At 64.5% G+C, this 24,215-nt stretch carries 19 protein-coding genes and 2 pseudogenes; 8 read left to right on the top strand and 13 right to left on the bottom strand.

Annotated elements, in window-relative coordinates; genetic code table 11:
• Nucleotides 1-3: 3 nt before the first annotated feature.
• Nucleotides 4-2,229, bottom strand: coding sequence for a peptidase domain-containing ABC transporter (locus CYFUS_RS34045; protein ID WP_198316237.1), 2,226 nt, complete (start codon nucleotides 2,227-2,229; stop codon nucleotides 4-6).
• Between the two features lie 889 nt (nucleotides 2,230-3,118).
• Nucleotides 3,119-3,589, bottom strand: a complete 471-nt coding sequence (locus tag CYFUS_RS34040) for an NUDIX hydrolase (RefSeq protein ID WP_095992396.1) — start codon at nucleotides 3,587-3,589, stop codon at nucleotides 3,119-3,121.
• 286 nt (nucleotides 3,590-3,875) lie between these two features.
• Here CYFUS_RS34040 and CYFUS_RS34035 point away from each other — a divergent pair, with 286 nt between their 5' ends.
• Complete coding sequence (locus CYFUS_RS34035) at nucleotides 3,876-4,094, top strand: DUF6766 family protein (protein ID WP_332468307.1); 219 nt, start codon at nucleotides 3,876-3,878, stop codon at nucleotides 4,092-4,094.
• Nucleotides 4,095-4,177: 83 nt separating this feature from the next.
• Here CYFUS_RS34035 and CYFUS_RS51135 read toward each other — a convergent pair.
• Nucleotides 4,178-4,333: pseudogene (locus CYFUS_RS51135) on the bottom strand (ketol-acid reductoisomerase); the annotation flags it as partial.
• Nucleotides 4,334-4,513: 180 nt separating this feature from the next.
• Between CYFUS_RS51135 and CYFUS_RS34025 the strand changes: the two are divergent.
• The 4 genes and pseudogenes from CYFUS_RS34025 to CYFUS_RS34015 form a co-directional block, all read left to right on the top strand.
• Nucleotides 4,514-5,566: an Rpn family recombination-promoting nuclease/putative transposase gene (locus CYFUS_RS34025; RefSeq protein WP_095989016.1), complete on the top strand. Its 1,053-nt coding sequence runs from the start codon at nucleotides 4,514-4,516 to the stop codon at nucleotides 5,564-5,566.
• Between the two features lie 557 nt (nucleotides 5,567-6,123).
• Complete coding sequence (locus CYFUS_RS34020; RefSeq protein WP_095989015.1) at nucleotides 6,124-6,396, top strand: hypothetical protein; 273 nt, start codon at nucleotides 6,124-6,126, stop codon at nucleotides 6,394-6,396.
• Between the two features lie 12 nt (nucleotides 6,397-6,408).
• Complete coding sequence (locus tag CYFUS_RS51130; protein WP_157758817.1) at nucleotides 6,409-8,772, top strand: hypothetical protein; 2,364 nt, start codon at nucleotides 6,409-6,411, stop codon at nucleotides 8,770-8,772.
• Nucleotides 8,773-8,830: 58 nt separating this feature from the next.
• Nucleotides 8,831-9,106: pseudogene (locus tag CYFUS_RS34015) on the top strand (tyrosine-type recombinase/integrase); the annotation flags it as partial.
• 9 nt (nucleotides 9,107-9,115) lie between these two features.
• Here the strand turns inward: CYFUS_RS34015 and CYFUS_RS34010 are convergent.
• From CYFUS_RS34010 to CYFUS_RS33985, 6 genes are all read right to left on the bottom strand, one after another.
• Complete coding sequence (locus tag CYFUS_RS34010) at nucleotides 9,116-10,039, bottom strand: DUF2381 family protein (protein ID WP_232537855.1); 924 nt, start codon at nucleotides 10,037-10,039, stop codon at nucleotides 9,116-9,118.
• Nucleotides 10,040-10,101: 62 nt separating this feature from the next.
• Nucleotides 10,102-12,228, bottom strand: a complete 2,127-nt coding sequence (locus CYFUS_RS34005) for a serine/threonine protein kinase (RefSeq protein WP_095989012.1) — start codon at nucleotides 12,226-12,228, stop codon at nucleotides 10,102-10,104.
• Nucleotides 12,229-12,382: 154 nt separating this feature from the next.
• Nucleotides 12,383-12,745: a helix-turn-helix domain-containing protein gene (locus CYFUS_RS34000; protein WP_095989011.1), complete on the bottom strand. Its 363-nt coding sequence runs from the start codon at nucleotides 12,743-12,745 to the stop codon at nucleotides 12,383-12,385.
• Nucleotides 12,746-12,757: 12 nt separating this feature from the next.
• Nucleotides 12,758-13,201, bottom strand: coding sequence for a helix-turn-helix domain-containing protein (locus tag CYFUS_RS33995; RefSeq protein WP_095989010.1), 444 nt, complete (start codon nucleotides 13,199-13,201; stop codon nucleotides 12,758-12,760).
• 4 nt (nucleotides 13,202-13,205) lie between these two features.
• Nucleotides 13,206-14,318, bottom strand: a complete 1,113-nt coding sequence (locus CYFUS_RS33990; protein ID WP_095989009.1) for a serine/threonine protein kinase — start codon at nucleotides 14,316-14,318, stop codon at nucleotides 13,206-13,208.
• A 22-nt stretch (nucleotides 14,319-14,340) separates the two neighbouring features.
• Nucleotides 14,341-14,940 carry a hypothetical protein gene (locus CYFUS_RS33985; RefSeq protein ID WP_157758815.1) on the bottom strand — a complete coding sequence of 200 codons (600 nt, stop codon included), beginning with the start codon at nucleotides 14,938-14,940 and terminating at the stop codon, nucleotides 14,341-14,343.
• A gap of 833 nt (nucleotides 14,941-15,773) precedes the next feature.
• Here CYFUS_RS33985 and CYFUS_RS51125 point away from each other — a divergent pair.
• Nucleotides 15,774-16,361: a hypothetical protein gene (locus CYFUS_RS51125; RefSeq protein ID WP_157758814.1), complete on the top strand. Its 588-nt coding sequence runs from the start codon at nucleotides 15,774-15,776 to the stop codon at nucleotides 16,359-16,361.
• A 438-nt stretch (nucleotides 16,362-16,799) separates the two neighbouring features.
• Here the strand turns inward: CYFUS_RS51125 and CYFUS_RS33980 are convergent, their stop codons facing one another.
• Nucleotides 16,800-17,885 carry a phage major capsid protein gene (locus CYFUS_RS33980; protein WP_095989007.1) on the bottom strand — a complete coding sequence of 362 codons (1,086 nt, stop codon included), beginning with the start codon at nucleotides 17,883-17,885 and terminating at the stop codon, nucleotides 16,800-16,802.
• A 4-nt stretch (nucleotides 17,886-17,889) separates the two neighbouring features.
• On the bottom strand, nucleotides 17,890-18,684 hold the full coding sequence (locus tag CYFUS_RS33975; RefSeq protein WP_095989006.1) for an HK97 family phage prohead protease: 795 nt from the start codon (nucleotides 18,682-18,684) through the stop codon (nucleotides 17,890-17,892).
• 1,019 nt (nucleotides 18,685-19,703) lie between these two features.
• On the opposite strand from CYFUS_RS33975, the gene CYFUS_RS33970 reads away from it, so the two are divergent.
• Together CYFUS_RS33970 and CYFUS_RS33965 are read left to right on the top strand one after the other, a co-directional pair.
• Nucleotides 19,704-19,943 carry a helix-turn-helix domain-containing protein gene (locus CYFUS_RS33970; protein ID WP_232536965.1) on the top strand — a complete coding sequence of 80 codons (240 nt, stop codon included), beginning with the start codon at nucleotides 19,704-19,706 and terminating at the stop codon, nucleotides 19,941-19,943.
• Nucleotides 19,940-21,151, top strand: coding sequence for a tyrosine-type recombinase/integrase (locus CYFUS_RS33965; RefSeq protein WP_095989005.1), 1,212 nt, complete (start codon nucleotides 19,940-19,942; stop codon nucleotides 21,149-21,151). Before CYFUS_RS33970 ends, CYFUS_RS33965 begins: the two co-directional genes overlap by 4 nt.
• 224 nt (nucleotides 21,152-21,375) lie before the next feature.
• Here CYFUS_RS33965 and ilvC read toward each other — a convergent pair whose 3' ends face one another.
• Together ilvC and ilvD are read right to left on the bottom strand one after the other, a co-directional pair.
• The gene (gene ilvC / locus CYFUS_RS33960) at nucleotides 21,376-22,392 is read right to left on the bottom strand and encodes a ketol-acid reductoisomerase (RefSeq protein ID WP_095989004.1); all 1,017 of its coding nucleotides are present in this window, start codon (nucleotides 22,390-22,392) and stop codon (nucleotides 21,376-21,378) included.
• Between the two features lie 41 nt (nucleotides 22,393-22,433).
• The gene (gene ilvD, locus CYFUS_RS33955) at nucleotides 22,434-24,173 is read right to left on the bottom strand and encodes a dihydroxy-acid dehydratase (RefSeq protein WP_095989003.1); all 1,740 of its coding nucleotides are present in this window, start codon (nucleotides 24,171-24,173) and stop codon (nucleotides 22,434-22,436) included.
• Between the last annotated feature and the right edge of the window lie 42 nt (nucleotides 24,174-24,215).

Genomic DNA, 24,215 nt, shown 5'->3' with positions numbered 1-24,215 from the left:
GGTTCAAGAAGGAAGCGCCTCGTGGTTTCGGGACTCGGGATTCAGGGGGTGGAGCTGGCCGTCGCTCAGCACGAGGGCGCGCTCGCACTGGCCGAGCAGCTCCGGCTGGTGGGTGATGAGGAGCAGGGTCCAGGGGGCATCGGGCGCCAGCAGGGTCTGGAGCACGCGGCCCCGGGTGCGCGTGTCGAGCGTGTCCAGCACCTCGTCGAGGATGAGCAGGCGCGGACGGAGCGCGAGCGCGCGCGCCAGATGCACCAGCACCGCCTGTCCCGAGGACAGGGGCAGGCCGCCCGTGGTGAGGGGCGTGTGGAGTCCGTCCGGAAGCTGGGCGAGCACGTCTCCCAGACCCACCGACTCGAGCACCTGACGCACCTGGCTCAGGGTCAAGGTGGGCTGTCCCATCCGGACGTTGTCCACGAGCGTGCCGGCGAAGAGCTCCGGCGCCTTGACGAGCGCCACGTCCCGGCGAAGCGTGGCGAGTGACAGGTCACGCGTGTCGGTACCGTTGAGCAGGATGCGGCCACGCGTGGGCAGGCGCAGGCCGTAGAGCAGGTCCACCAGGGTGCTCTTGCCCCCGGCGGTGTCACCCGTGAGGACCACCTTCTGGCCGGCCCGCACCTCGAGGCTGACGCCGCGCAGCACGGGCGCGTCCTCGCGGTAGTGGAACCTCACGTCGCGCAGCTCCAGGCTCGCGGGCCCGGACGGGGGCGGATGGCTCTCCCCGGTAGCCTGCTCCAGGGGCAGATCCACGAGCTGGCCCAGCTTGTCCGAGGCCGCCAGCAGATCGTAATAGGCCTCCAGGTGCTTGCCGAACTTGGCGAAGGCGGCCAGGACCGCGGTGACGATCAGCTCGGCGGCGACGAGCTGGCCGAGGGAGAGCTGCCGGTCGATGACGAGCCAGCCGCCCAGGCCCAGCAGCAGCGCGCTCGCCACCGCCTGCAGGCCCAGGGCGCCAAGCACCTGCCGGAACAGGTACTTGAAGTGCTTGCGTCGAAGGCCCAGCCAGTCGCGGGCGAGCGTGTCGGCGCGTTCCAGGGCATGGGCGGCCGCGCCGTGCTGGCGGAAGGTGATGGGGTGGCGCACCAGCTCCTGGAGCCAGGCGGCCACGGCGTACTTGGCCTTGGACTCCTTGAGACCCGCCGCGGCCGCCGAGCGTCCATAGCCCAAGAGGATGCCCGCCACCGACAGCAGGAGGAAGAAGTCGAAGGCCAACAGCAGCGGATGGTAGAACGCCAGCATCAGCAGGCCGATGCCCGTCTGGAGCACCACCGATAGACCCTCGAGCAACAGGGTGGCGCTGGCCTTCTGGATGGTGACGACGTCGAAGAAGCGGTTGACGAGTTCGGGGCCATGCGCTCGATCCATCGCCCGCGCGTGAACCCGGGGCAGCCGGTGGCTCAGGTCGCTGACCACGCGGATGAACAGGCGCTGCTGGAGCAGCTCCACCACCCAGTACTGCATGGCGCGCAGACCTCCGGCGAACACGAGGCCTCCGAGCAGCAGGATGCTCAGCACCACCAGCGGCTGGAGCAGTGCGCCGAAAGCCACGGTGTTGACCAGGGACTGGACGGCGATGGGCGTGGTCAGCGCGAAGAGCCCGACGCCCACCGCGTAGACGAGCACCGCCCGGAGATCCGCCGCCTCCAGCCGCACCAGTTCGCGCACCCGGGCGAAGGGCGAGGGCGTCTGGTTCGCCTCGCCCCGCAGGGCCTGGAGGGACTCCGACTCCTCGGCAATCACCCAGGTGATTGGCGCTGGACCCCAGGCGGCGAGCAGCGCGGAGAGCTCCCGGTGAGCCAGCCAGGCCTGTCCCTCGGACAGCAGGTTGGTGCGCACGTGCACCCGGCTTGTCTCCCATGTGTCGATGAGGAGCCACCGGGCCCCCTGCTCCGAGACGGACACCGTGGCGAGTGGTCCCTGGTGTCCCCCCTCGCGGAGGACCTCCTCGAGGGGACGGCGCATGAGCGTCAGCGTGAGGCCAAGGGCCAGACCCGCGTGCTGGAGATGCCGGCTCCACGTGTCCGCGAGGGACCCGGGGTCGTGTCTCCCGGCATCCTGGAGTGCTCCGCGCACGGTGCCGTGCCCGGGCTCGAGTCCCGCGGTGTGGGCGAGCTCGGTGAGGACGGCCTCGAGCACGTCGGAGGCGGACTCGGAGGGGCCCTGGCCGGCTGGCATGGGGGGCTCGCCCCGGGTGGGCGTGATCGTGGGGGAGGAAGTCTGGTCAGACATGGGAACGGAGGGCCCGTGGCACGCTTGTCATGAAAGGGGTTGTTCGAAGAGGCCATAGGGTAGTGCCTGCTCCTGTGCAGGAAAGTCAGATAATTTGACGGGGTTCCTTCGGAAAAACCGAAGAATGACCCTCCGTGAAGGCGCGGTCTCTGGAGAGGGAGGCAAGAGAACAGTCCCACGAAGAGCCTCGTGCCCCTGCGCGGGATCACCTCGACGTCGATGGAATCCTCGAGGACGAGATGTCGAGCCCATTCACTTGGAGTCTGATTCATGTTAAACAGTTTCGACCTGATTTCATGGATTCCAGCCCGCTTCATCATCTCCGGTGGATGGTTGTTCCCGGCGAGGGGTTCTCGTGCGTCGCTCATCTCGAAGTGCGTTTCTCGCTCCGTGGCTGGTGCTGTGGATGGCGTGTGGTTCGAGTGAACCGCTCCAGGACCAGGCCCCCAACGCCTTGAGCGCCCAGGGCCAGGCCCTCCAGGCGTGTCCCGCCAAGAACCGGAGCCTGACGGGACAGGGAACCTGTAGTACCTGCCACTCGTGTGGCGATGGCCTGTGCACCACGGACGAGTCGGAGTTGACCTGTCCCCGCGACTGCTACTGCGGAGATGGGCAGTGTGTTGGGGAGACGGTGGATACCTGTCCCAAGGATTGCGGGTGCCCTCATCCGCCGGGCACCTGCAACGGCTGCCATATGGGCCTCACGGCGGACACCTCGGCCGGGGCCTGTACGCGGGCCCCAGCCACGAAGGCCGCGTCTCCACTGGAGCAACTCTCGTTTCCGGCCCGTTTGCGGTTCTGAGCCACGTCCAGGACCAAGCCCGTCCATACGCCCCACCGCCACACAGGAGATGGCTGATCGCCATGGCTCTGCCCGGGGAGGTGATGTTCAGACTTCCTCGTCAGGCAGGAGGGTGAGCAGCAGTTCGTCGTCGGGTCCGAGTGGTCGCCAGCCGGGTGGCGGAGGTGCGGCACGGAGTGCTGCCCTGACCTGATCGACGCGATCCTCATGGGTTTCTGGTGTGTAGGCAGACCACATGCCGAGTGCCTTGGCGACCTTGAAACGTTTGGCATCGTCCATCACGGTCGGCCATCCATCAGGGAGCGCCTCGTACAATTCGCGCACGAACTGTCCGCGCACTAGGCGTGTGAGCCGCTTACTCCGCTCCGCCTCGGCTACCAGCCCACTGAATACCTGCACGCCGGTGATGTCGTCCTCGCCGAGTTCCTCGGCCAGCGCCACCAGCGAAACGGTGGGGCGTGCCTCGGCGAAGGCGGTGAGTGAATCATAGCCTCGCTCGCGGACCCGCTCATACAGGCGGACCTTCCAGTTGCCCTCCCAAGGATGAGTGCCGCTCATCGCCCACTCCATGGCGTGAACTTCACGGGGATTCTGTCGCGCCTCATCGCCGCCGCAACGATGTCCAGGATCTCATTTCGCGTCAACATCCGGCCGGCGATGGCACCACGGCCTCTCGCGGCGTGTAGCGCAGGTTCTTCCCACGGCTGGGCGGTGGCGTCAGCGACGCACCTTCTGTGGAGGAAGGTGTCAAAGAACTCGCACCGATACCTCACTACCCCTACGAGTCGTCTGACACCTTTTTGGGCCTCGGAAGGAGGCAGGCCCGGACTCTCCTGGCCCCGGGATGAGTTTCAACGAGGAGCAGCTCCAGCTCGGTCAGCAGGCCGTGAGCTTATGGCAGTACGTGAGCAGTTCCCGGTTCTGGTTCAAGTCCTTCCAGAACTGGCAGAGCGAGTTCCTCTCCGTCGGGGCGCTCGTGGTTCTCTCCATCTTCCTGCGCCAGAAGGGCTCGCCGGAGTCCAAGCCCGTCCATATACCCCACCGCCACACAGGAAATGGCTGATCGCCATGGCCCTGCCCGAGAGACACCTTCTCCGGTGGGTGAGGAGGGAACCGCGAGGAGCCGGTTCCCTCTCCAGCCCCGCTTCAGCGCTCGCTGGAGTCCTTCTTCGACTCACGAATCCAGGACATCATCTCGCGCAGACGCCGGCCCACGTCCTCGATGGGATGCTCGCGGCCCTGCTCGCGCAGCTTGTCGAATACCGGGCGACCGGCCTGGTTCTCGAGGATCCACTCGCGTGCCTGAGAAGGTGTCAGACGATTTGTGTGAGACGACTCGTACGACTCGGGGGGGCCAGTTGGAGACCCCTCCCGGGAGAAGGGCATCCCGCAGGCGAGACGAAGGGGGGCGGAAGCGGACGTCCACGGCCTGCTGGCTCCCCGCGGGGGCGACTGGCCCGTTCCGTGCTGGGGCGCCGCTCCATGCCGGGACCTCATGACCTCTTCGCCCGCTATACCTTTGGCCGTCCCGAGCGGGCAGAAGCCGAACTGCGTGCCGTCCTGCCCGCCCAGATCGTCTCCGCGGTGGACTGGTCCAGTCTGCGCCTGGAGCCCGGCAGCGTGGTGGACCCGGAACTGCGCGAGACCGAGAGCGATCTGCTCTTCACGGCCCGCCTGCGGACGGGCCGCCCGCTGCTGCTGTACGTGCTGCTGGAGCACCAGTCCACGGTGGACCGGTGGATGGCGCTGAGAATGCTGCGCTACGTAGTGCGTCAGGTGGAGCGCTGGCGTCAGGAGCACCCGGAGCACGCCTTGTTGCCGGTCATCCTCCCGCTGGTGATGTACCACGGGCCGGAGGGAGCCTGGAGCGCGCCGCGGCGGGTGGAGGACCTGTTCGAGCTGCCCGGGGAGAGCGAGGAGGAGCGGAAGCAATGGCGAGCGTGGGTGCCGCGCTTCGAGTACCTGCTCGATGACCTGACAACCGAACGGGAAGAGGCGTTGAAAGCACGGCCGGGTCCTTCGCTGGTCCGGCTGGCTTGGTTGGTGCTGCGCTACGGGCGGACGGAGGAACTGGCGCGCAAACTGCCAGAGTGGGTGGGCCTCTTCGCCCAGGTGCAGGCAGCGCCAGAGGGCGCCGAACACCTGCGTGTGGTCCTCCGTTACCTACTGTGGACCGGGGACAAGGCCGTCCACGACGCAACGGGGCAGGTGCTACATTCAGTGCTGGATGAGCAACACGCGGAGGAGTTGATGCGGAGCTATGGCGAGGAACTCATCGAGCAGGGACGTCAGCAGGGGTTGGTGCGAGGCAGGGAAGAGGGTCTGGCACGGGGGTTGAGCCGAGGACGTGCCGAGAGCCTCCTGCGGATTCTCGCTCTCCGGGGGATTCACGTGGAGGAAGGAGCGCGGCAGCGCATCCTCGACTGCACGGACACGGACACGCTCGACAGCTGGTTCGACTGGGTCCTCCAGGCCACGACCCTGTCCGAATTTCTGGATGGTGGGGCACATGCGTCTCGACCAAAGGACTCGTGACATGGCCTCCGCTCGCGTGCCTCTGACGTGGAGGCGGCGGGAATCGAACCCGTGAACAAGGCGATGGAAAACCCTAAGCAGGACGCGCTGTTACCCGCTATCGCCTTGATTCTCCTCGGGTTCGCCATCCCGTCCCGTCCCACCCTGTACCCTCGTGTGCAGCCTCTAACCCCGCTGGAGGGGCACACTGGGGACACACGCGGCCCAAAAGGATCAACCCGCTCACAGACGCGAACGCCCAGAGCGCCCCGGTCACCCAGGGCTCACGAGAGGTCCGTGGGAGGCTGACGGTAGCGTGTGCCCGGCGAGGTGTGGTGGGGAGTAGGTGGTACGCGCAGGTGGGAGTGCCTAAGGCGGGGCCTGCATGGGAGCCAAATTTCCCCTCGGCGCTCGGTATTTGCCTCAGTCTCGATGCGGTAAGTGCCTGAAATTCCGTGGAAAATCAGCCGTTCAAGAATCGTGAACTTCGGTTTAGATTGGGGCGCCCTCTGTCCGATGGTTTGGTCAGCCTTCAGCCCACCTTCGGTCAGTGCCCGCATCGATCTCAAGGAGGATGCATGGACGCTCGGGAATCGCTCGCACACATTCTGAAGATCAAATTCCGCCTCCCCCCGGCGCGCCCCTCCGATGAGGAACTGGACGCCATCCTGGGCGACGTTGCCGAACTACGAAGGTCAAAGCGACGAGACCTGACGGAGGAGGAGTGGGGCGAGATCGTTTACCGCCACGTCAAGTTCAGGGGCAAGTACCTCTACGAAGGGCTCGACTTCTCGGACCTCAATGCCCTGTACGCCATGCTGAGGGCTCAGGCCCAGTCCATGAGAAAGTAGGTCATTGCGGCTATGAACACGACTAACGAACAGGCGGCATTGCAGGCTGAGAAGGAAATCCAACTCGCCCATCATCGACACCACGACGAGCTGCGGGCATTCATACAATTCAACGGGGAAGATCACCCCGTAGAGAAAAAGCAGCAGCGGTTTCTCGACCTCCACCGTAACGCAATTGCCTTCTTCAATCTTGGTGAACAATCAGTTGCTGACAGCAGCCTACTGGGAGCACACCGTGATGAATGGTGGGCGAAGAACAAGGCGGAAACCAGCATGGCTGTTCTTAATGCGGTGCTGAACTTCTATGCAAGTTTCCGCGAGATGACGGCAGCACTTCAGTTGCCGCCCGAGACCATGGAACCGGCCTCAACGGCCTTCGCGAGCATGCAGCGGATCGTCAAACTGCATTATCCCGAAAAGGCTACCGAACTCCGGGAAATGTTCGCCGCCGCAGGGCTGCCGACGATGGGCTTCGACGCGCCACTTCCTCCGCGGGCTACACAAGGGGCGGCAATTAAATTCAAAGATGGCGAGGTCGAGCATGTTGAGGGGCTTACGAGCAGCGATGCCGCCAGCTTTCTGAAGGGGCGCAGCCGAGTGGTGAGCGGGGAAACCAGCGTGACCGGTGCCTATTCGGGGGACCAGGTGGTTCAGGTTGTCGGTGCCGCGAAAGGGTCCGGCGCGGGCAATCATTTACGCAGCTGGAGGAATATCCGTAGCACTGGCTTCATCGTTTTGGGGACCATTGCTATAGCGGCCATGGTGGGAGTTATCTATCGGGCCGTCAGTCCACCACTTAGTACTTCCGACGACCCACGAACGCAGTGCATTCGTGAGGTGCTTCTATCCAAGATAACTCGAGATACAAACGCCGCTGGCAACCTTGTCACTCAACTGAAAGGTAAGGCGTCTCTCGATCTTCAGGGCAGTGGCGACGTTGAAGAGATACGACGGAGTCTCGATCAGAATGCCATTCTAGCGCTTGGTGCGTGTGGGCTACGGATCAAGTCCAAGATTACCGTCACAAGGCGCACTGCCGCCTTGCCTGGAGTCAAGGTTGTTCTGCTTGGCGGGAGCAATACAGAATGTGTAACGGACCCCGAAGGGCGATGTGAAGTCGACCTCTCTGAACTGAAATCATCGGACCCGTTGCGTCTCCGCGTCCTCTACGATGGACAGTGGTCTCCTGACTCTGGGCCGATTGCTTTCGACGAGATCGCAAAGGGCAGTGCGCGCATCGACATTTTTGATCTGTTCGGCGAACCCCAAAAAACAAATCTACGTGAGTTTGATCTACATAAGTCCCGGATCAATTTCAAAGTGCCGGACGCTCATCAAACACATGGGCTGGAACTCCTTGAGGGCGGACAGGCGGATGACCTGTTTCGTTTCTACGTTGTGGCCGGTCGGGGCGCCCGATATTCACTTGAAGATGTTTCACTTGAACTCGAATGGCTTGCTGAGTGCCCGCTACGCGACGAATGCTCCGAAGTTCAGGCCCCGGAGCAGGTAAACGAGTTCATAATTCCGCTTTCGCGGGAGTATAGCAAGTACCCGCTGATCCCACTTCAAATACCGAAGAAACAAGAATGGGTGATGACTGGCCCCGAGGCACAGGTGTTCACTGTGCAGTTGGTTTATGAGCCCTATGTCCTTTATGTGTTCAAGGCTGTTGTGATTGCACGGGATCTCGTCAAGGGGACGACTCTGCGATTGGAATCCCCTAGCTACGGCGCACTTGCCACTGCCAACGGGAATTCTGGCGGATGCCACGATCTCCGTCAGTGGCTTGATGCAGCAAAACACCAAAAGCCCAGTGAAAAGCGATTTGACGAAGGATTGTCCCCTCAGGAATATTCGATTCTAATCTTTCGTCCTGATGATGTCAGAAATCTCGAACAGCAGCAAATGAGGAGCAAGAGCAGATTCGGAGATCTGAAGTTGTCTCGTGAGATTGAGGAGTACAACATTCGTTCACGACTCTCGCAAACGACTGCTGCGGCTCTGTTCCCGAGAATGGTGCAAGTCGCAGAAGCTAGGCAGTTGCCGCAAAATTGGCTTCCTACCCTTTATGAGTTGGAAAGTGCATCGAAGGGGAGACGGTTTACTCCAGAAGGAACTATCAAGGCGGCAGGTAGGCTAGGATGGTTGGTGATGTCTACAGCACAGCTATACGGTAGATATGATCCGGAGTTGCGGCGCATCGCTGCTTATCGAGACTTGGTCGATGCTGCTGTTTCTAAGAATCCGAGGCTTCCCCGCCCATACTGGCAGTCGGGAAGGCTTGAAGCGACGGATTATAAAAGGTGTTCGAAGTCTAATAGTCTAATTGATTTGCCGATGACAACCACTTACACTCTGAAGCCGCCCATGTGAACAGGCGTCACGCCAAGATGTCGTCTGTACGTCCCCGTCCGGCAGGCAATGTACTGCGCAACACCCTCTAAGCCGAGCGGGCATCACGCGCGAGCAGGGGTGCATCATATGGAACGACCTGCGGCACACCTACGGCATCCACCTCACCATGCGGGGTGTCCCGCTCAAGGTCATCCAGGCGCTGATGGGCCATGCGTCCATCGAGATGTCCATGCGGTACGCCCACCTCGCGCCCGAGGCCCGGGAGAGCGCCGTGCAGCAGCTCGACCTGCCCGTGCGCCAGCTCCAAGCCGTTCCGGGCAGAAGCGCCGAAGGGCACACTGGGGGAACATAAACGGCGCGCTTACTGCGCCCTGGCTTTGCCCTCCGGGAAGGTGACGTTCCCGAGGGTGACGGTACGCGGCCCCCCTGCCTCCCACAGCTTGAGGGTACAGGGGCAGCCGAGCTGCGCGGACTCCCCCTCAATGCCCACCACGACGGCACCGGCCCCATTCGCGGGAATGGGTGCCTCTTGCCACCGGGCAAGCTCCACCTGTTCCCCCGTCGCGTCCACCAGCACCGCCCCCGCCAGCGTCCAGGGCTCCGCGCCAGGGTTGGCGAGGGCCAGCCGCACAGCCGCGCTTGCCGGGCGGCTCTCGCCAGTGCGCGTGTAGCTGTAGCTCCTGGCGTCCTTCATCCCGAGCGCGTTGCCTGGCTGCTCCCTCGCAAAGGAACGAAGGTCTTTGAACGCCACGACCCCGGCCCGCTCCAGCCACGCGGCTCCCATGAGCCCGCCCGGTGCCTCACGCTCGGCCAGAAGCCGCGCTTTGTCCTCTTGGCACTGGCGCGCTTCGGCCTGTGCTTCGTCACGCTCTTTCTTGAGCATGTCGGGCGGGCGCGGCTGCCGGAACACCTCCACCCGGCGCGTCCCTCTTGACGCATGACCCACGAGCCAAAAGCTCGCGCTCGCCGGTGCCGCGCCATCCGCGAAGCGCACCGTCACCTTTACCCGCTCCCCCGGCAGATAGTCCGCCTTGGGAGTGGCGTAGAGACTCAGCCCGTCTTGCCCGAGTGCCCAATGCGCGAGGCGTTCCCTTGGCTGAAACTCCACTGCCCCCACAGCGACGCGGGAGTCAAAGACGAAGGTCGTCGTCTCGTCCGCGCTAGCGCACACTTCCGGCGCTCCCTCCGGAGAGACCATCGCCAAGTCAAAGCGAGCCGTCGAGACGCAGGGGGTGACGGGGGCCGGCTCTGCGGCTTTCGCAGTACCAGCGAGCAGGGCGACCACCAAGACGGCACCGGAAGATGGGGGCAGCACGGAATCTCAACCTCCAAAAAGCGGCACAATGCTTAGGGCTGCCCGAAAGGAACCAGGAGAAGAACGCGCGTGGCAGTCTTGGCGTTGCCGTGCTTGCTTCCGGGAGTGAGGCAGACGCCCAAGCCAGGGCCGCAAAGGTATTCATTGCCGCGTTCGTCCAGATAACCTGTGTCGATTTCCAGGCCAGCAACCAAACACACGGGGAGAGTCCCCACGCCTGGAATCTGCGCCCGGTTGAAGGTGCCGAAAAGGCGGTCGTCGCCGAGCTGCCACTGTCCAAGTAGAAGGGTGCCGGCAGGCAGATTGCCAACGTAACCGAATCCAACGCCACCGACCTTGCCCACCTGTAGGGCAGCGGGACCATCCTTCACCCTGGCCAGCTCCCCGGGTTCGCCCTTGTACCCTTTCACCGTGGCGGTCTCGCCGGAGCCGGTAACGTTGAACCTCTCGTGGGTCTCCCGCCATCCCTGCGGACACGTAATCGCGGGGGGCTCGGGGCGCACCTGGGAAGCGGCCCCGGTGCATCCCCCATCCAGCAGCGAGCAGGCCGCGACCGCCGCAACGGCCGGCCTCACCGGGAAGCGGAACCCGGAGCTTTGCGGCTGCGTTTTGGGAGTCTCATTCTTGGTCGTCTGAGCAGTAGTGCGAGGCATAGGGTTAGAGGCGGACGCGGGAGGTTGAGCCCCCGTAGGCGCCGCATCTCCTCCCGGGTGAGATTCCAGCGGCTTTGCCGAAAGCGCCACTTCATGACCGCGCACGCCTGCATCGGTAGCGTGAGGGCCCGGGGACGTGGACGGTAGCGGCAGCTCTGGCCCTGCCTCGCTGGTGCGGCTTGACGAGCCAGGTCCCCCCAGGTTCGCGCCCACGGACAGGACAACGACGGCCACCAGCAGCACGGCCCCAGCGAGCCCTAGACGCCACGCGGCGCGACGGAGCTGGGGAGCGGCGGCGGCGGGCTCGAGTTCGCGAGCTGGCGGCACTGGGGCGCTCTTAACGGGCAGCTCGTGCTCTGCCGGGGCCGGGGCCACGCCGGGCGCGTCCACCGTGGGGATCTCGTCCGGGTTTGCGGCTGCTGCCGGGACCTTTGGGGCTGCCATCTGCTCGGGCAGGAAGAACACCCGGTCCCTTTTCGGCAGAGGCCGCCCGCGCCGGGGGCGCCGCTTCACCGCCCTTAGAAACGCGCGCCGCTGCTCGCTCGCCTCCTGCCGTTCCGGGTCCTCGACCGTGGTTGTGAGCTGCGGATCGTCCGGGTCCCCGAGCGGCGGATCCCAGGTGGCGTCGTTCTCAGCGTTGGACAGGGACTCATTCAAAGCCGCGCACAGCGTCGCAACCACCGGGAAACGATCCTCCGGTCGATCAGCAAGCATCCTCATGCACAGCAGCGAGGCTGCCAGCGGCACTCGGGGGTTCACGACGTGCGGCGCTTCGGGCCGATGGCTCAAGATGCGCTCGCGCAGCCCATCCAGCCCCCCCGGATCCGTCCGCTCGCCAAAGGGAAACACATCCGTAAGCAGCCAGTAATAACTCACGCCCAACGCCCACATCTCGTCGGCCGTGCCGTACTCGTATTGACCCGCGCCGTCAGGGTGGGCGCGCTTGAACCGGATCTGCTCGGGGGATCGGAACTCCTCTGTCCCCGGTGGGAGCTGCGAGCCGGTGACAGTCGGGGCACTCGCAAGAGAACCAATTCCGAAATCAATCAAGATCGGTCTCTCGCTCCCTTCCCGAATGAGAATGTTCTCAGGCTTCACGTCGCGGTGAAACACACCCGCCGCGTGTACCTCCCCGAGCGTCACCGCCACTTCCAGAACGATACGCGTCGCCTTCCGCGCCGATGGGTTTTGGCTGTAGGCAAACGCAAAAAGCGTATCGCCCGGCACGAATTCCATCACGATATAGGGATGGCCGATAACCGGGTCGGGCCAGAAGTCCGAGCCCACGTAGCGGACGACGCCGGGGTTCTCCAGGTGAATGAGAATGCCGATCTCACGCTTGCCCCTGCCGTCCAGCGTGGAGACCAAGAGGAGCTTCAACGCAAAAAAGCGGCCCCCGCGCTCGACCTTGTAGACGATCCCGAGGCCCCCCGCGCCCAAGAACCCCACGACCTTGTAGTCCCCGATCATCTCGCCGATGTCCGGGTGCCTGAGTGTCAGTCCCACGCTCTACCTCACCTCCTAGATGGGGGAGCGTAGCATAACCGCAGGGATGCGGCTCAGACAGCGGGACCGGGGCGGCAGGTGGACCCCTCCATGGTGGCGACCGCTCCAAGTCGGCCGCCCCACCCACCGCCCCAGTCCCTAATCCGAGATGGGGCTATTCATCACGCATCGGCGCAGCGTCGAGCACGCGCAGCAGTCCACACCCGACCGCGACCTTGGACTCCGGCCACGTCCGCAGGAGCCCGACAGCCTTCCGGGTCTCGGGTGACAGATCCTTGTCCGTGGCGGGCACTTCGCGGGGGCTCATATCCAGCAGCACAGCAGGCGACACACCCAACGCCGCCGCGAGCCGTCGGAGTGCCGGAACGCTAGGCATCATTCCGCCGCGCTCGATTCGTCCGTAGACCTGCGCGCTCATGCCAGCCTTTTGCGCTACTTGGGCCTGAGTGAGCCCGAGCCTCTCGCGTGCGGTTCGGGCAGCCTCTCCGATCGTCTTTTGCAGAAGGTCGTCTTCCATAAGGCATCTCTATCAGGTCGCCGCCGCTTGTGCCCGGCTTCGGGAGCGCTGCCGCCGCCGCTTATGCGTCACGAGCACAGCAGCCATGCGCGTGAAGGTGGCAAGCTGAAGCTTATCCATTGTCCGCAACGTGCGGCGCAGCCGTCGAAACTCTCGCGGCATGGGGGCGGGCGTTGGTTCGGGAATCTCGGGTGTCGTCGTCTTCCTGTCACCAGCGAGCCCGATCAAGACATCGACAGAAGTCCCGAGCGCCTTGCTGAGCTTTACAAGCGTCGGAGTGCTCGGGCGCAGGTCGCCCCGTTCATACTTTCCATAGACTTCCGTCGCAACGCCGACAAGCTCGGCGGCTTCCTCCTGCGACAGTTTCAAAGCCATTCGAGCCTTGCGTGCTGCACCTCCAATCTGGACGCTCAGCGGATCCTTCTCGGGCGACCGTGTGACAGGCTTTTGACTCATGGCGCTAGCCTCCCTGCTCGTCCGGCGACAACGCGGTTCGCTCGATTGGATTCGCGACCAACCGCTTGAACTTCGCGGCAGCGTCGAAGATCGCCTTCAGCTCTGCCGCGACCTCGTCGGCGACGACGGGCGGCTCTACAGTCCCGAGGTAGACGAGCAGTTCTTCGCGCATCTCGGCGGCAGAACAACGCTCGCGGGGATCCGGTTGAAGCGCACGCCGGACAATGGACCGCAAAGGACCGGGCGCGAACTCCAGACGACGATCCGCGTCCTGGGGTTGAAAGCGCAGCGTGCGGTAAACCAGCGTGTCCAGGCTTAGCTGCGCGCTCCGCTCGGCTCGCACATGGTAGGCGAATCCCTGCGGCGCGCGTTGCACGGGGATATCGGTCGGATCGAGCGGGTATTCAGCCAAGAGCATTTCCAGCAGCACGAGCCCGAGCGAAAACACATCCGCCCTGCCGTCAATGGCTCCCGCGATGAGCGGGTCGGCCTGGCGCCCGGTGGCCTCCATCGCAGCGCGCAGGATTTCGGGCGCACAATAGGCCGGATCGCCGCGCAGCAGGCCGGGCGGCGTCTGCAAGCGATCGCGCAGCTCGGAGTACGCCGCGCCGAAGTTCACGAGCTTGACGCGACCATCAAACCCGAGACGAATCCTCATCGGCCCCACGGCGCGGTGTATGACGTGCAGCGGTTGGGCATGTGCATAAGCAAGCGCGTCCGCTACTTCCGCCGCGACATAGGCAGCGAAGGGGGGCGACAACATGCGCCCCACCAGCAAAGCGAAGTCCATTGCCGTCAGGAGGTAGCAGCCTCGCATGTGCTCCGAGATGACATAGGGAACATCGGCATGGGAAGCGAAGCCGAAAACCTTCGCGATGCCCGGGTGCTGCAAATACGTGGCGAGCTGCACCTCTTCCCACGCTCGCTCGCCCCGCTCGTGGTCCGACGGCAACTGCATAGGTTTCAGAATGACTTGCGAGCGAGGCCCGCCGCTAACGGGCTGCCTCCAGGCAAGCAAAAGAGTGTCGTAGTCCCTGTGTTCAACCTGGGTGCCGTAAACCTCGTAACGGAAGCCCTCGAAATCGAGGCGAAGGCGAGGGCCAGAGCTGTCAGTCATGGTGCGCTCTCCTAACGAGGCCCTACAGCCTGTCGAGGTTGGGATTGTCTGCACGCCGCCAGCTCTCGCCGTCCCCGCGCGTGTAGAACACGCCTATTTCAAACTCAGCCGCGCCTGCCCCGTGGTCGCGAACCTCGACCGGGCCAACCCATCGCGCGGGCTCACCGGTGAGCGCTGCCGCGAGGAAGCCATCCTGGCGGAGAAGGAATAGGTTCCGGTACTCCTGAACCATCCGGCTCAAGTCCCAGCGGGACAGCCCTTGTCCGTGCTGCTCGACGTAGCGCAGCAGCTCGTCGGCAACGACCCGGGGGGCGTAGTGCTGGGGGAGGTAGGGCAGGATCGGGAAGTAGCGCCGCAGCCGCTCGGCCTGCACAGGCGACACGCTGCGCCCCTGGAGAATGGCTTCGACGGGCAGCCCGGCCCCCAGCAGCAGCGCGCCGAACTCGTCCAGGCCCGCGAGCGCGTCACGGGTAGCGGCGAGCGCATCCGGGGGAGGACGGCTCGCGCACGCAACCGGGCCGGACGCGAGCAACGCCAGCACTGCAAGCAAGCTCAGCGGGGGACGAACCGAAAGACAGGCAACACGAATCCACCTCCGAGGCGAACGCGGTTCGCTCAGCATGGGGCACCTCCAGCGCGGTAGTCAGTAAGGCGGCGAAACGCCCGGATAGGTAACACAGTCATGTGAACAGGGGAAGCCCCGGACTAACGAACAGGTCCGAAACAAATATTGCAGAGATTGCGCGTTTAGGCCCGAAACGGGGAAATCAGTACAGATTTGTTCCCTACATGCCTGGCTTATTCGGGCCACTGTGCGCGGCGGGTGCCCTTACCGGAATCGGTACGGCGCGGGGCTGTGTAGAGGTCGCGCGCTCACGCGCCGCCTTCTGCAAATGATTGTCAATGCAAGGCGGGCCTACGCGCAGTAGTGGCGCGGCCTTCGGGCTGAGAGGTATTGCACCATGGCGCAGCGCGCGGCCACGGCGGCGAGTTGCTGCGCCTCGGGGCCGTGGACGGCAGCGAAGTGAGGGGCCCCAGAGGCTTGGATGCCTGCCGACTCTGCGACCCCGGGCGCAGTGGGGCGCTCTCAGGGACGGGAGGCGGCCAAAGCGCGAGCAGCCCGGGCGCGGTCCCCTCCTGCTCGGGTGCGGCTCATGTCGCGGAACTGCGGCAGCGCGTACCGTGGAGGACATCAGCAACCCGACATGGGGGAGGCGCGGTGGTATCGCGGGAGCGGCAGCCGCTAAGGCGCGACACTCTCGAAGGCGCCCAGCCTCAAAGCTACAGCGACACTGTACGCAGGACCTGTGCCAATGGCCCCGCTGTTCGCGCGTCCTGGCACAGCGTGGTAAAAGTCCCTTGAGAAAGAACCTTGTGCCTTTTATGAAGATGATGCACAGCGGTCATGAATCCGTTCGGAGTACTCTTCAGAGATCCTAACAAAAGGAGGTAGTAGTGGAGCTGAATGCAATTCTTGGGGCGATGAACATTATCATTCTCGGCGGGACTGCCTATCTCATGCACAAAACAAGGCAGGTCATGGTTGAGACTCTTGAGTTTGCGCATTTATCCAAGGTTGTAGACGCGACGCTTCACTGCAACGATCGCTTTGACAGAATCTGTCATGAAAAACTGCCCCCCACCGAGTACTACCTTCGCTTTTGGAGCCATCAGTTAGATCAATTCAATTACTACCGAAGCGGGGTAGTCAAGCCCGCCGACTTCTTTTATTGGATGCTTAGTCGCCATATTGAACTTGTGGGTGACGAGGCACCTGACGCCATATCGGCGGACATGAAAAGCCGAGCTGGCTGGGAAGAAGTAAAGAAGCGATGGATGCCAAATGAATTTACCAGATTTATTGATGAGCACATTTTCACCGAGGGAGACAAGAAGCGAGACATTGGCTATGCGTCCAAGGGCGATATTCCCCCAGAGACCAGAAACCGGATAGAGCGGGCAGTCAACGCCATCAAGCCAAAGCGGTGGCGGCGTCTGGATGGAAGTACGGCTCTTGCCTTAAGCAAGGAACGCAATTTATAAGTGCTTTTGCCAAGTGCAACCTCCCAAGCAATTAAAGAGCCCAAACAATTAAAGAGCCCCTAGTCCCGTTGTCCCGTTTAGTTTGCGAGCCAGCGCCAAGCTTTTCCCGAATCCGATCGCAACACCTCGACATGTCCACGCAGCGTGCCCGCCAGACACACCGCCATATCCCGTCTGCCGTCAGATGCTCGTTGACCGTCAGCTCTCCCTGTTCCCGCCCCAGTCGCATGCCGCATAGCTCACAGCGGGCCGGGTACAAGTTGCGGCGTCGGCCTCCGGCACCCACTCGACCCCGAGCCGCTCGAAGTCCAGGTCGCGGGCGAACCTCTCCCAGAAACCCGCGACGAGCGACGGCTCACTGACCGACAGGATGCGTAGAACCGCGTTGTCGTGGTTCCCCTCCAGGACGGTCAGCTTCGAGCGCGGGCAGGTCTTCCGTTAGTAGGTGATCGAGCTGAACGCCTTCGGCTGGCGCAGCTTGAAGTCGCCCTTCACGATCGCGCGGATGGTCGTCTCGTCGTGCTCGGCGCGGGTGTCGTGCTCGGAGAGGATCAGATTCTCGTCGATTCCGTAGATGAATTGGCGCCAGTCGGCACAGAACGTTACCCGCGTCACCGGGACGCGCGTCGTCATCACGAAGGGGAAGCCCCGGATCGTGCCCTTGTCGAGCATCTCCTGACGGAAGATGAAGATGCCCGTGTCCTTGAGCTGCATCAGCGCGGTCGCCCGGGTCGGGTGAATGACCCACGCCGCAGTGCCCATGCGAACATGTGCGGTCAACGGCAGCTCGACCGCCTTGTCGATGTCGGCCAGGTAGGCTGCGGCGGTCGTGCCCGTGCTCGCGAAGACCTGCGCGGGGTCGAGCTGCACGAAGAGACCCTTCGGCGCGGCGCCCGTGCCGTCACCGTTGAAGCCAGCGTCGTCGAGGCCATCGGCCACGGTGGCGCGGAGGTCCTCACCGACGCCCGCGTCACCGACCCCCGGCGTGCGCAGCAGGTCGTTGCTGACGTCGGTGAGGACCATCCCCTTGTGCGCCTTGAGCACGAGCTTCCCGTACTTCGGCGCGCTCCTCGGGACCGTCTCCCCCTCGCCAACCCACTTGAAGACAGAAGTCCCCGTCTGCCTGCCCATGTGCAACTCGCCCTTGAACGGCTGGGTTCGCACGCCGAGCTTGAGCAGGGCCGCCTCGGGCCGCAGGAACTCGATCACTTCCCCGCTCTGCTGGACGGGCACGAGCACGCCCGCCGAGTCGAACTTGCTGAGCTGAACCGCCTTCTGCACGTCGGCATTGCCGAAGCGCTTCGCGGCGTCGAGCATCTCGGCCGCGCCCGTGCGGCGACCCAAGGCGATGACGCTCTTCGTGAACGCGCCAAAGTTCGCGACGCTCGCGTAGACGCTGCCCTCGCGCGTCGCCCTGTTTGTACCCATGCGGCCCGGCGCGCTCCGGGCGGCGGCGTCGATCAGCTCCCGCGCGACCTCCGGACCAAGCGCCTTGACCATGTCTGCGATTTGCTGGCGATTCATCTTTTCACACTCCTCGGATGTATTGCTTGAACGCCTCGACGAATTGCTTCGCGGCCTCGGGCGCGTCGAAGTTCTTCGGCTTGGTTTTGTCCTCGTCGTCTTCCGCTGGCGCATCGTCAGACGACGGCTCGCCCGGCTCGGGCTTGCTCTCGTTAGCGGGGGGTTGTTCACCCGCGTCAGGCTTCATGTTCTCCTCGTCCGTCGGCACGTCATCGCCGCGCTCGGCGAGCAGCTCGACAACCCGCTGCGCGATACGTTCGACGATGTCGTCGCCCTCGCCGTCGAGAGACTTCGCGCGCAAGGCACGAGCGTTCCCCGGGATCGTCACGATCGAGACTTCGAGCAATTCTTGAGCGGCACAGTCGAAGCCGCCCCGCTCGTTCTGCCGGTAGTGCCCAGGCAGCATGAGGTAGCGAACGGAGACAGCATTGAGGATGCCCTTCGCGACCTTGCGCTCGACCTTGCGTGCGAAGTCGTCTTCATCGTCGAAAACGATGTCGATCATCAGCGCGTCGCCTTCGACGTAGACGCGCCCCTTGCCAATGGGCAGCGCGGGCTCGGCTCCCGTGCTCGCTGCCTGCGCGCCGTCGTCGTGATTGAACAGAACGACGCCGTTCGCGTTGTAACCTTCGACGCGCCAGCCCTTCACGCTCAGGCGGTCGGAGTATCGATCGAAGTCACCGTCGCTCGCCCTGAACGTGTAGACACGTTGACCGCCCGCAGCCTCGACGGCTGCAAGGGAAGCGGCGTCCTTACGAACGGCGGCGAGCTGCAAGCGGCGGGTGATTGGGAGCGTCATTCCTCCCGATAAATGCGTGCGCTTTTTCGGCGTGGCTCAGTCGCCGCTGACGGCGTCGGCGCTCACTTCTGCCGAGATGCCTGCGGAAGGCGTCGGAGTCTGTTGGGGCGCGCTTGGTTGCTGGCCGGGCAAAAGCCGGGCAGTGGAGCCACCAGACGCGAGAGACAGCACGGCGGGCCTGTGGAGGGGCTCCAGGAGCACGGCAGCCGACGCTCGGGCGAGTGCGGTGCCAAGGGCGGGCAGCGGCACCTCGGGACCGTGGAGCGTGCTGGGGTGTGCCTGCTCTGCCGGTAGCCGACGCAGCAGGAGCCAGCCGGTTATGGGGGCAGTTTCGCCTAGTCGGCGGTTTCGCCTAAGAACATCACCCCCGCGCACCTTAAAACGGTCTCACGGTTGATGCGTTCAGAATCCAGCCTCCGGCGTGAACACATCGCCACGGGCCCGCGAGATTTTTTGGAAATTTTCTGAGCGTGTTGGACCGCCGAGCAAGGTTCCAAGTGACGGCGCTCCAGAAAACGGAACCGGGGGGGCCCTCATGGGATGGCACGGCATGGGGGGCGCCGATGAGCGCCTGGCACTGACTAGATTGCTCGCTGCTACAGCAATGCGGTTCCCTTCGTTGTCACGCCGTCAAGCCTTGTTCTATAAACCCCCTAGAGAAAAGTTGATGTAGGAGTAGGAGATGAGGGTATATGAACACACGCGAGGTATAGGGCTATAGGATTGTTGGAACAGCCCAATTGACGCTTGACGCTTGACGCCTGCCCTTGGTTGGTCGCCGACCGCACGGCCCCGGCCGTCAAGCCGTCAAGCCTCTGTTCTATAAACCCCCTAGAGAAAAGTTGATGTAGGAGTAGGAGATGAGGGTATATGAACACACGCGAGGTATAGGGCTATAGGATTGTTGGAACGGCGCAATTGACGCTTGACGGTTGACACCCGCCGCTTTTCCGCTGCCGCTGCCTGCCTGGGCCACGTCTGGAAACCGCACGCATTTAGGCGCTGTGGAAGAGCCCATCTTGTCGCCAGCCCCGAGCCTGCCCACGCCCACCGACGCGGGCATCAACGCACCCGAATTCCTGACGGTTGACGAAGCCGCCGTTTTCCTGCGCGTGAACCGTAAGACGCTCTACGAGTCCATCCGGCGCGGCGAGGTGCCGGGAGTCGTCCACCTCGGTCGATCCATCCGCATCCGCCGCAGTGTTCTGGTATGCTGGTCGCCGGGTAACAGCGGTCCTGCGCTCGGAGAGAAGCGATGAGCGTCAGGCTGCGGAAGTGGGAGACGAAGGAGGGCAAGGTGCAAGAGGCGTGGTGGGTTGACGTGAAGTACCAGCACCCGAGCGGGAGGGTGGAGCGCGTGCGCAAGGCATCGCCCATCAACACCCGCCGAGGTGCTGAGGAATACGAGCGTCAGATCCGGCACGCACTCCTCACGGGTTCCTTCGGAAAGGAGAAACAGAGCGAGGCGGGCCGGATTCCTACGGTTGAAGAGTTTGTCCCGCGATTCCTCACGTACAGCGAGAACAACAACAAATATTCAAGCGTTGTCTCCAAGCGCCAAATCCTCGATCAGCACATCATTCCGGCTCTTGGTCGTATGCCATTGGACTCCATCGGTCTGGCTGAGATCGAGGATTTCAAAGCGGCTATGCGCAAGAAGACGTCGGGAGCCCGCGCCCGGAAGGATGCCCCCACAAAGGCAGCCATTCGCAAGCGTAAGGACATCCAGCCCGCGCTTCTGAGCCTCAAGACCATCAACAACGCGCTAACGGTGCTCCGCAAGATGCTGTCGCTCGCACAGGAGCACGGCATCATCACGCACGTTCCGCGCGTCAAGCTCTTCAAGACTGCGAAGGCGGCGTTTGACTTTCTCAGCTTTGAGGAAGCCGAGCGGGTGGTCGCCGCTGCGGCCCCTGACTGGCGCGCGGTCGTGCTCGTGGCGCTCAAGACGGGACTGCGGCAAGGCGAGCTGATCGGGCTCCAGTGGGGCGACGTGGACTTGCAGCGCGGCAAGCTGCACGTCCGGCGCACCATCTGGCGCGGGGTGACGGGGCTTCCGAAGGGTGGGCGCGAGCGGACGGTCGATCTCCCGGGCTCGGCCCTGGAAGCGCTCAAGGCACACCGGCACCTTCGCGGCCCCTACGTGTTCTGTCAGGCGGACGGGCAGCCACACACGAACGGGACCATGAAGGGCCCTCTGGAGCGTGCGCTTCGGGAGGCGGACATCTGCCGCGAGCAGGGCCGCATCGGATGGCACGACCTGCGGCACACCTACGGGAGCCATCTCGCGATGCGTGGCGTGCCGCTCAAGGCGATCCAGGAGCTGATGGGGCACGCGACCATCGAGATGACAGAGCGCTATGCCCACCTGTCCCCCGAGGTACGGGCGAGCGCCGTGCAGCAGCTCGACCTTCCTGTGCCCCAGCTCCAAGCCGCTCCGGCCAGAAGCGCCGAAGGGGCACACTGAGGGCACATGCGGAAACGAGGGCAAAGAAAAAGCCCAGCAACCCCTCGGGATTGCTGAGCTTCTGAGTGTGGAGGCGGCGGGAATCGAACCCGCCGCCAGGGACTTCCGGCGAACTCGTTCCAACATTGGAACACTTGGCGCTACCTCCGCTGCCTGCTCGGTTGGCGTAAGCGCTAGGGCCTCCAGAGCGGGGGGCGAGGCCCAAGCCGTCACGCTGGCCACCTTCAGCGCTCGCTGGAGTCCTTCTTCGACTCACGAATCCAGGACATCATCTCGCGCAGACGCCGGCCCACGTCCTCGATGGGATGCTCGCGGCCCTGCTCGCGCAGCTTGTCGAACACCGGGCGGCCGGCCTGGTTCTCGAGGATCCACTCGCGGGCGAAGACGCCGGTCTGGACCTCCTTGAGGACCTTTCGCATCTCCGTGCGCACCGAGTCGTTGATGAGGCGCGGTCCGCGCGTGTAGTCGCCGTACTCGGCGGTGTCGCTGATGGAGTGGCGCATCCAGCCCATGCCGCCCTCGTACATCATGTCCACGATGAGCTTGAGCTCATGCAGGCACTCGAAGTAGGCGACATCGGGCTGGTAGCCCGCTTCCACCAGCGTGTCGAAGCCGGCCTGGACGAGGGCAGTGACACCTCCGCAAATCACTGCCTGCTCACCGAAGAGGTCCGTCTCGGTCTCTTCCTTGAACGTGGTTTCCAGCACGCCCGCACGTGTCGTGCCGATGGCGCGCGCATAGGACATGCCCAGCGCCTTGGCCTTGCCCGTGGCGTCCTGGTGCACCGCGATGAGCGCGGGAGTTCCCCTGCCGTCCTGGTAGAGGCGGCGCACCATGTGTCCGGGTGACTTCGGGGCAATGAGCGCCACGTCCACATCCGCCGGAGGGCGGATCTGCCCGTAGTGGATGTTGAAGCCGTGGGCGAAGAACAAGGCCTTGCCTCGGGTGAGGTGGGGCGCGATGTCCGCGTCGTAGATCTGCTTCTGGGTCTGATCCGGAGCGAGGATCATGATGAGGTCGGCCCACTGGGCCGCCTCGGCGACGGACATCACCTCGAGACCCGCCGCTTCCGCCTTGGCGCGCGAGCGGCTGGCGGCATGCAACCCCACCCGCACCTTCACGCCGGATTCCTTGAGGTTGAGGGCGTGCGCGTGTCCCTGGCTCCCGTAGCCGATGATCGCGACCTTGCGGGAGTGGATGGGCTCGAGGGAAGCGTCCTTGTCGTAATAGATGGTGGTCATTGTTCGATCCTTGAGGCGGTAGGGGTGAAACGGTGGGGGGACTAGGAAACCGCGGCCACCTGCCGCCGCTCGGCGGAGGGAGCCTGGGATGAGGCCTGGGGTTGAGGCGGCCGCGTGAGCGCGCCCTCGGAGGCCGAGGACACCAGCGCGGCGTACTTCGCGAAGACTCCCGAGGTGTAGCGGGGCGGAGGCGGCTGGAAGCCCCGCAGGCGCTCGGCGATCTGATCCGCGGAGAGCTCCACGGACAGCTGCCGGGCCTCCACGTCGATGGTGATGATGTCACCCGTGCGGACCGCCGCGATCGGGCCGCCCACGGCCGCCTCGGGTGCCACGTGGCCCACCATCAGGCCGCGGGTGGCGCCGCTGAAGCGCCCGTCGGTGAGCAGGGCCACGGAGTCACCCAGCCCCTGCCCGACGAGCGCCGCGGTCACTCCCAGCATCTCGCGCATGCCCGGGCCGCCGCGCGGTCCCTCGTAGCGGATGACCACCACGGAACCCGGCTGGATGCGGCGCTCCTTCACCGCCGCGAAAGCATCCTCCTCGCGGTCGAACACCCACGCGGGCCCCCGGTGGTGGCCGCGCTCGTGTCCCGACATCTTCACCACACACCCTTCCGGGGCGAGGTTGCCATGCAGGATGACGAGCCCGCCCGTGGAGCGGATGGGCTCGCTCAAGGGCCGGAGGACCCGCTGTCCCGCCTGCTCGGTGGCGTGGGTCGAGGACTCGGCCCAGGTGCGTCCCTCGACGGTCCGAGCACTCCCGTCCATGAAGCCGCCCGCGATCAATCGCCGGGCGAGCAGAGGCACTCCCCCGGCACGGTCCATGTCCACCGCGGCGAAGCGGCCACCCGGCTTGAGGTCCGCGATCAGTGGGGTGCGCCGGCTCACCTCGTCGAAGTCCTTCAGGGCGAGCGGCACGCCCATCTCTCCCGCCAGGGCGAGCAGGTGCAGCACCGCGTTGGTCGAGCCACCCGTGGCCGCCACGGACGCGATGGCGTTGTCGAACGAGGCGCGCGTCACGACGTCCCGAGGGCACGTCCCGCGCTGGAGCACGTCCATGATGAGCCGGCCCGCGGCGACGCTCGCCGCGTCCTTGCGCGCATCCTCCGCGGGGATGGTGGCGTAGCCCACCGGAGCCAGCCCGAGCATCTCGATGGCCAGGGCCATGGTGTTGGCGGTGTACTGACCACCACAGGCTCCCGCGCCGGGGCAGGCGACGTTCTCGATCTCCGCGAGCGCCTCGAGGGACATCTTCCCGGCGGCCACCGCGCCCACGGCCTCGAACATGTCCTGCACGGTGACGTCCTTGCCCTTGTAGCACCCGGGGGCGATGGAGCCGCCGTAGAGGACCAACGAGGGGAGGTTCAGCCGGAGCACCGCCATGGCCGCCGCGGGGATGGTCTTGTCGCAACCCACCAGCGTCACCACCGCGTCGAACATGTGGCCGCGGCACATCAGCTCGATGGAGTCCGCGATCACCTCGCGGCTGACCAGCGAGGCCCGCATGCCCTCGGTGCCCATGGTCACCCCGTCACTGACGGAGATGGTGTTGAACTCCATGGGCGTTCCACCCGCGGCCCGGATGCCCTCCTTCACCTTCTCCGCCAGGCGGCGCAGGTGGAAGTTGCAGGGCATCGTCTCGGTCCAGGTGTTGGCCACGCCGATGAGGGGCTTGGAGAGGTCCTCGTCGGTGAAGCCAATGGCCTTGAGCATGGCGCGTGCGGGCGCGCGTTCGAATCCTTCGGTGATGGCGCGGCTGTTGCGGCGTGTGTCTTGGGACATGGGGGTTCCTGGAAAGCCGTGAGGGAGAAGGAGGTGCTAGCG

The sequence above is a fragment of the Cystobacter fuscus genome (genome assembly GCF_002305875.1).
Taxonomy (GTDB): domain Bacteria; phylum Myxococcota; class Myxococcia; order Myxococcales; family Myxococcaceae; genus Cystobacter; species Cystobacter fuscus_A.
Note: the sequence above shows the minus strand (reverse complement) of the source record. Positions and strands in the feature narration are given on the sequence as shown.

Excerpts from the sequence above, each read along its gene's own strand:
- CYFUS_RS33980 (WP_095989007.1), bottom strand. The coding sequence starts at position 17,885 with ATGAATCGCCAGCAAATCGCAGACATGGTCAAGGCGCTTGGTCCGGAG.
- CYFUS_RS33985 (WP_157758815.1), bottom strand. The coding sequence starts at position 14,940 with ATGCTGAGCGAACCGCGTTCGCCTCGGAGGTGGATTCGTGTTGCCTGT.
- CYFUS_RS34000 (WP_095989011.1), bottom strand. The coding sequence starts at position 12,745 with ATGGAAGACGACCTTCTGCAAAAGACGATCGGAGAGGCTGCCCGAACC.
- CYFUS_RS51130 (WP_157758817.1), top strand. The coding sequence starts at position 6,409 with ATGAACACGACTAACGAACAGGCGGCATTGCAGGCTGAGAAGGAAATC.
- ilvD (WP_095989003.1), bottom strand. The coding sequence starts at position 24,173 with ATGTCCCAAGACACACGCCGCAACAGCCGCGCCATCACCGAAGGATTC.
- CYFUS_RS34035 (WP_332468307.1), top strand. The coding sequence starts at position 3,876 with ATGAGTTTCAACGAGGAGCAGCTCCAGCTCGGTCAGCAGGCCGTGAGC.
- CYFUS_RS33975 (WP_095989006.1), bottom strand. The coding sequence starts at position 18,684 with ATGACGCTCCCAATCACCCGCCGCTTGCAGCTCGCCGCCGTTCGTAAG.
- CYFUS_RS34025 (WP_095989016.1), top strand. The coding sequence starts at position 4,514 with ATGCCGGGACCTCATGACCTCTTCGCCCGCTATACCTTTGGCCGTCCC.
- CYFUS_RS34045 (WP_198316237.1), bottom strand. The coding sequence starts at position 2,229 with ATGTCTGACCAGACTTCCTCCCCCACGATCACGCCCACCCGGGGCGAG.
- CYFUS_RS34020 (WP_095989015.1), top strand. The coding sequence starts at position 6,124 with ATGGACGCTCGGGAATCGCTCGCACACATTCTGAAGATCAAATTCCGC.
- CYFUS_RS33995 (WP_095989010.1), bottom strand. The coding sequence starts at position 13,201 with ATGAGTCAAAAGCCTGTCACACGGTCGCCCGAGAAGGATCCGCTGAGC.
- CYFUS_RS33990 (WP_095989009.1), bottom strand. The coding sequence starts at position 14,318 with ATGACTGACAGCTCTGGCCCTCGCCTTCGCCTCGATTTCGAGGGCTTC.
- CYFUS_RS34040 (WP_095992396.1), bottom strand. The coding sequence starts at position 3,589 with ATGAGCGGCACTCATCCTTGGGAGGGCAACTGGAAGGTCCGCCTGTAT.
- ilvC (WP_095989004.1), bottom strand. The coding sequence starts at position 22,392 with ATGACCACCATCTATTACGACAAGGACGCTTCCCTCGAGCCCATCCAC.
- CYFUS_RS33965 (WP_095989005.1), top strand. The coding sequence starts at position 19,940 with ATGAGCGTCAGGCTGCGGAAGTGGGAGACGAAGGAGGGCAAGGTGCAA.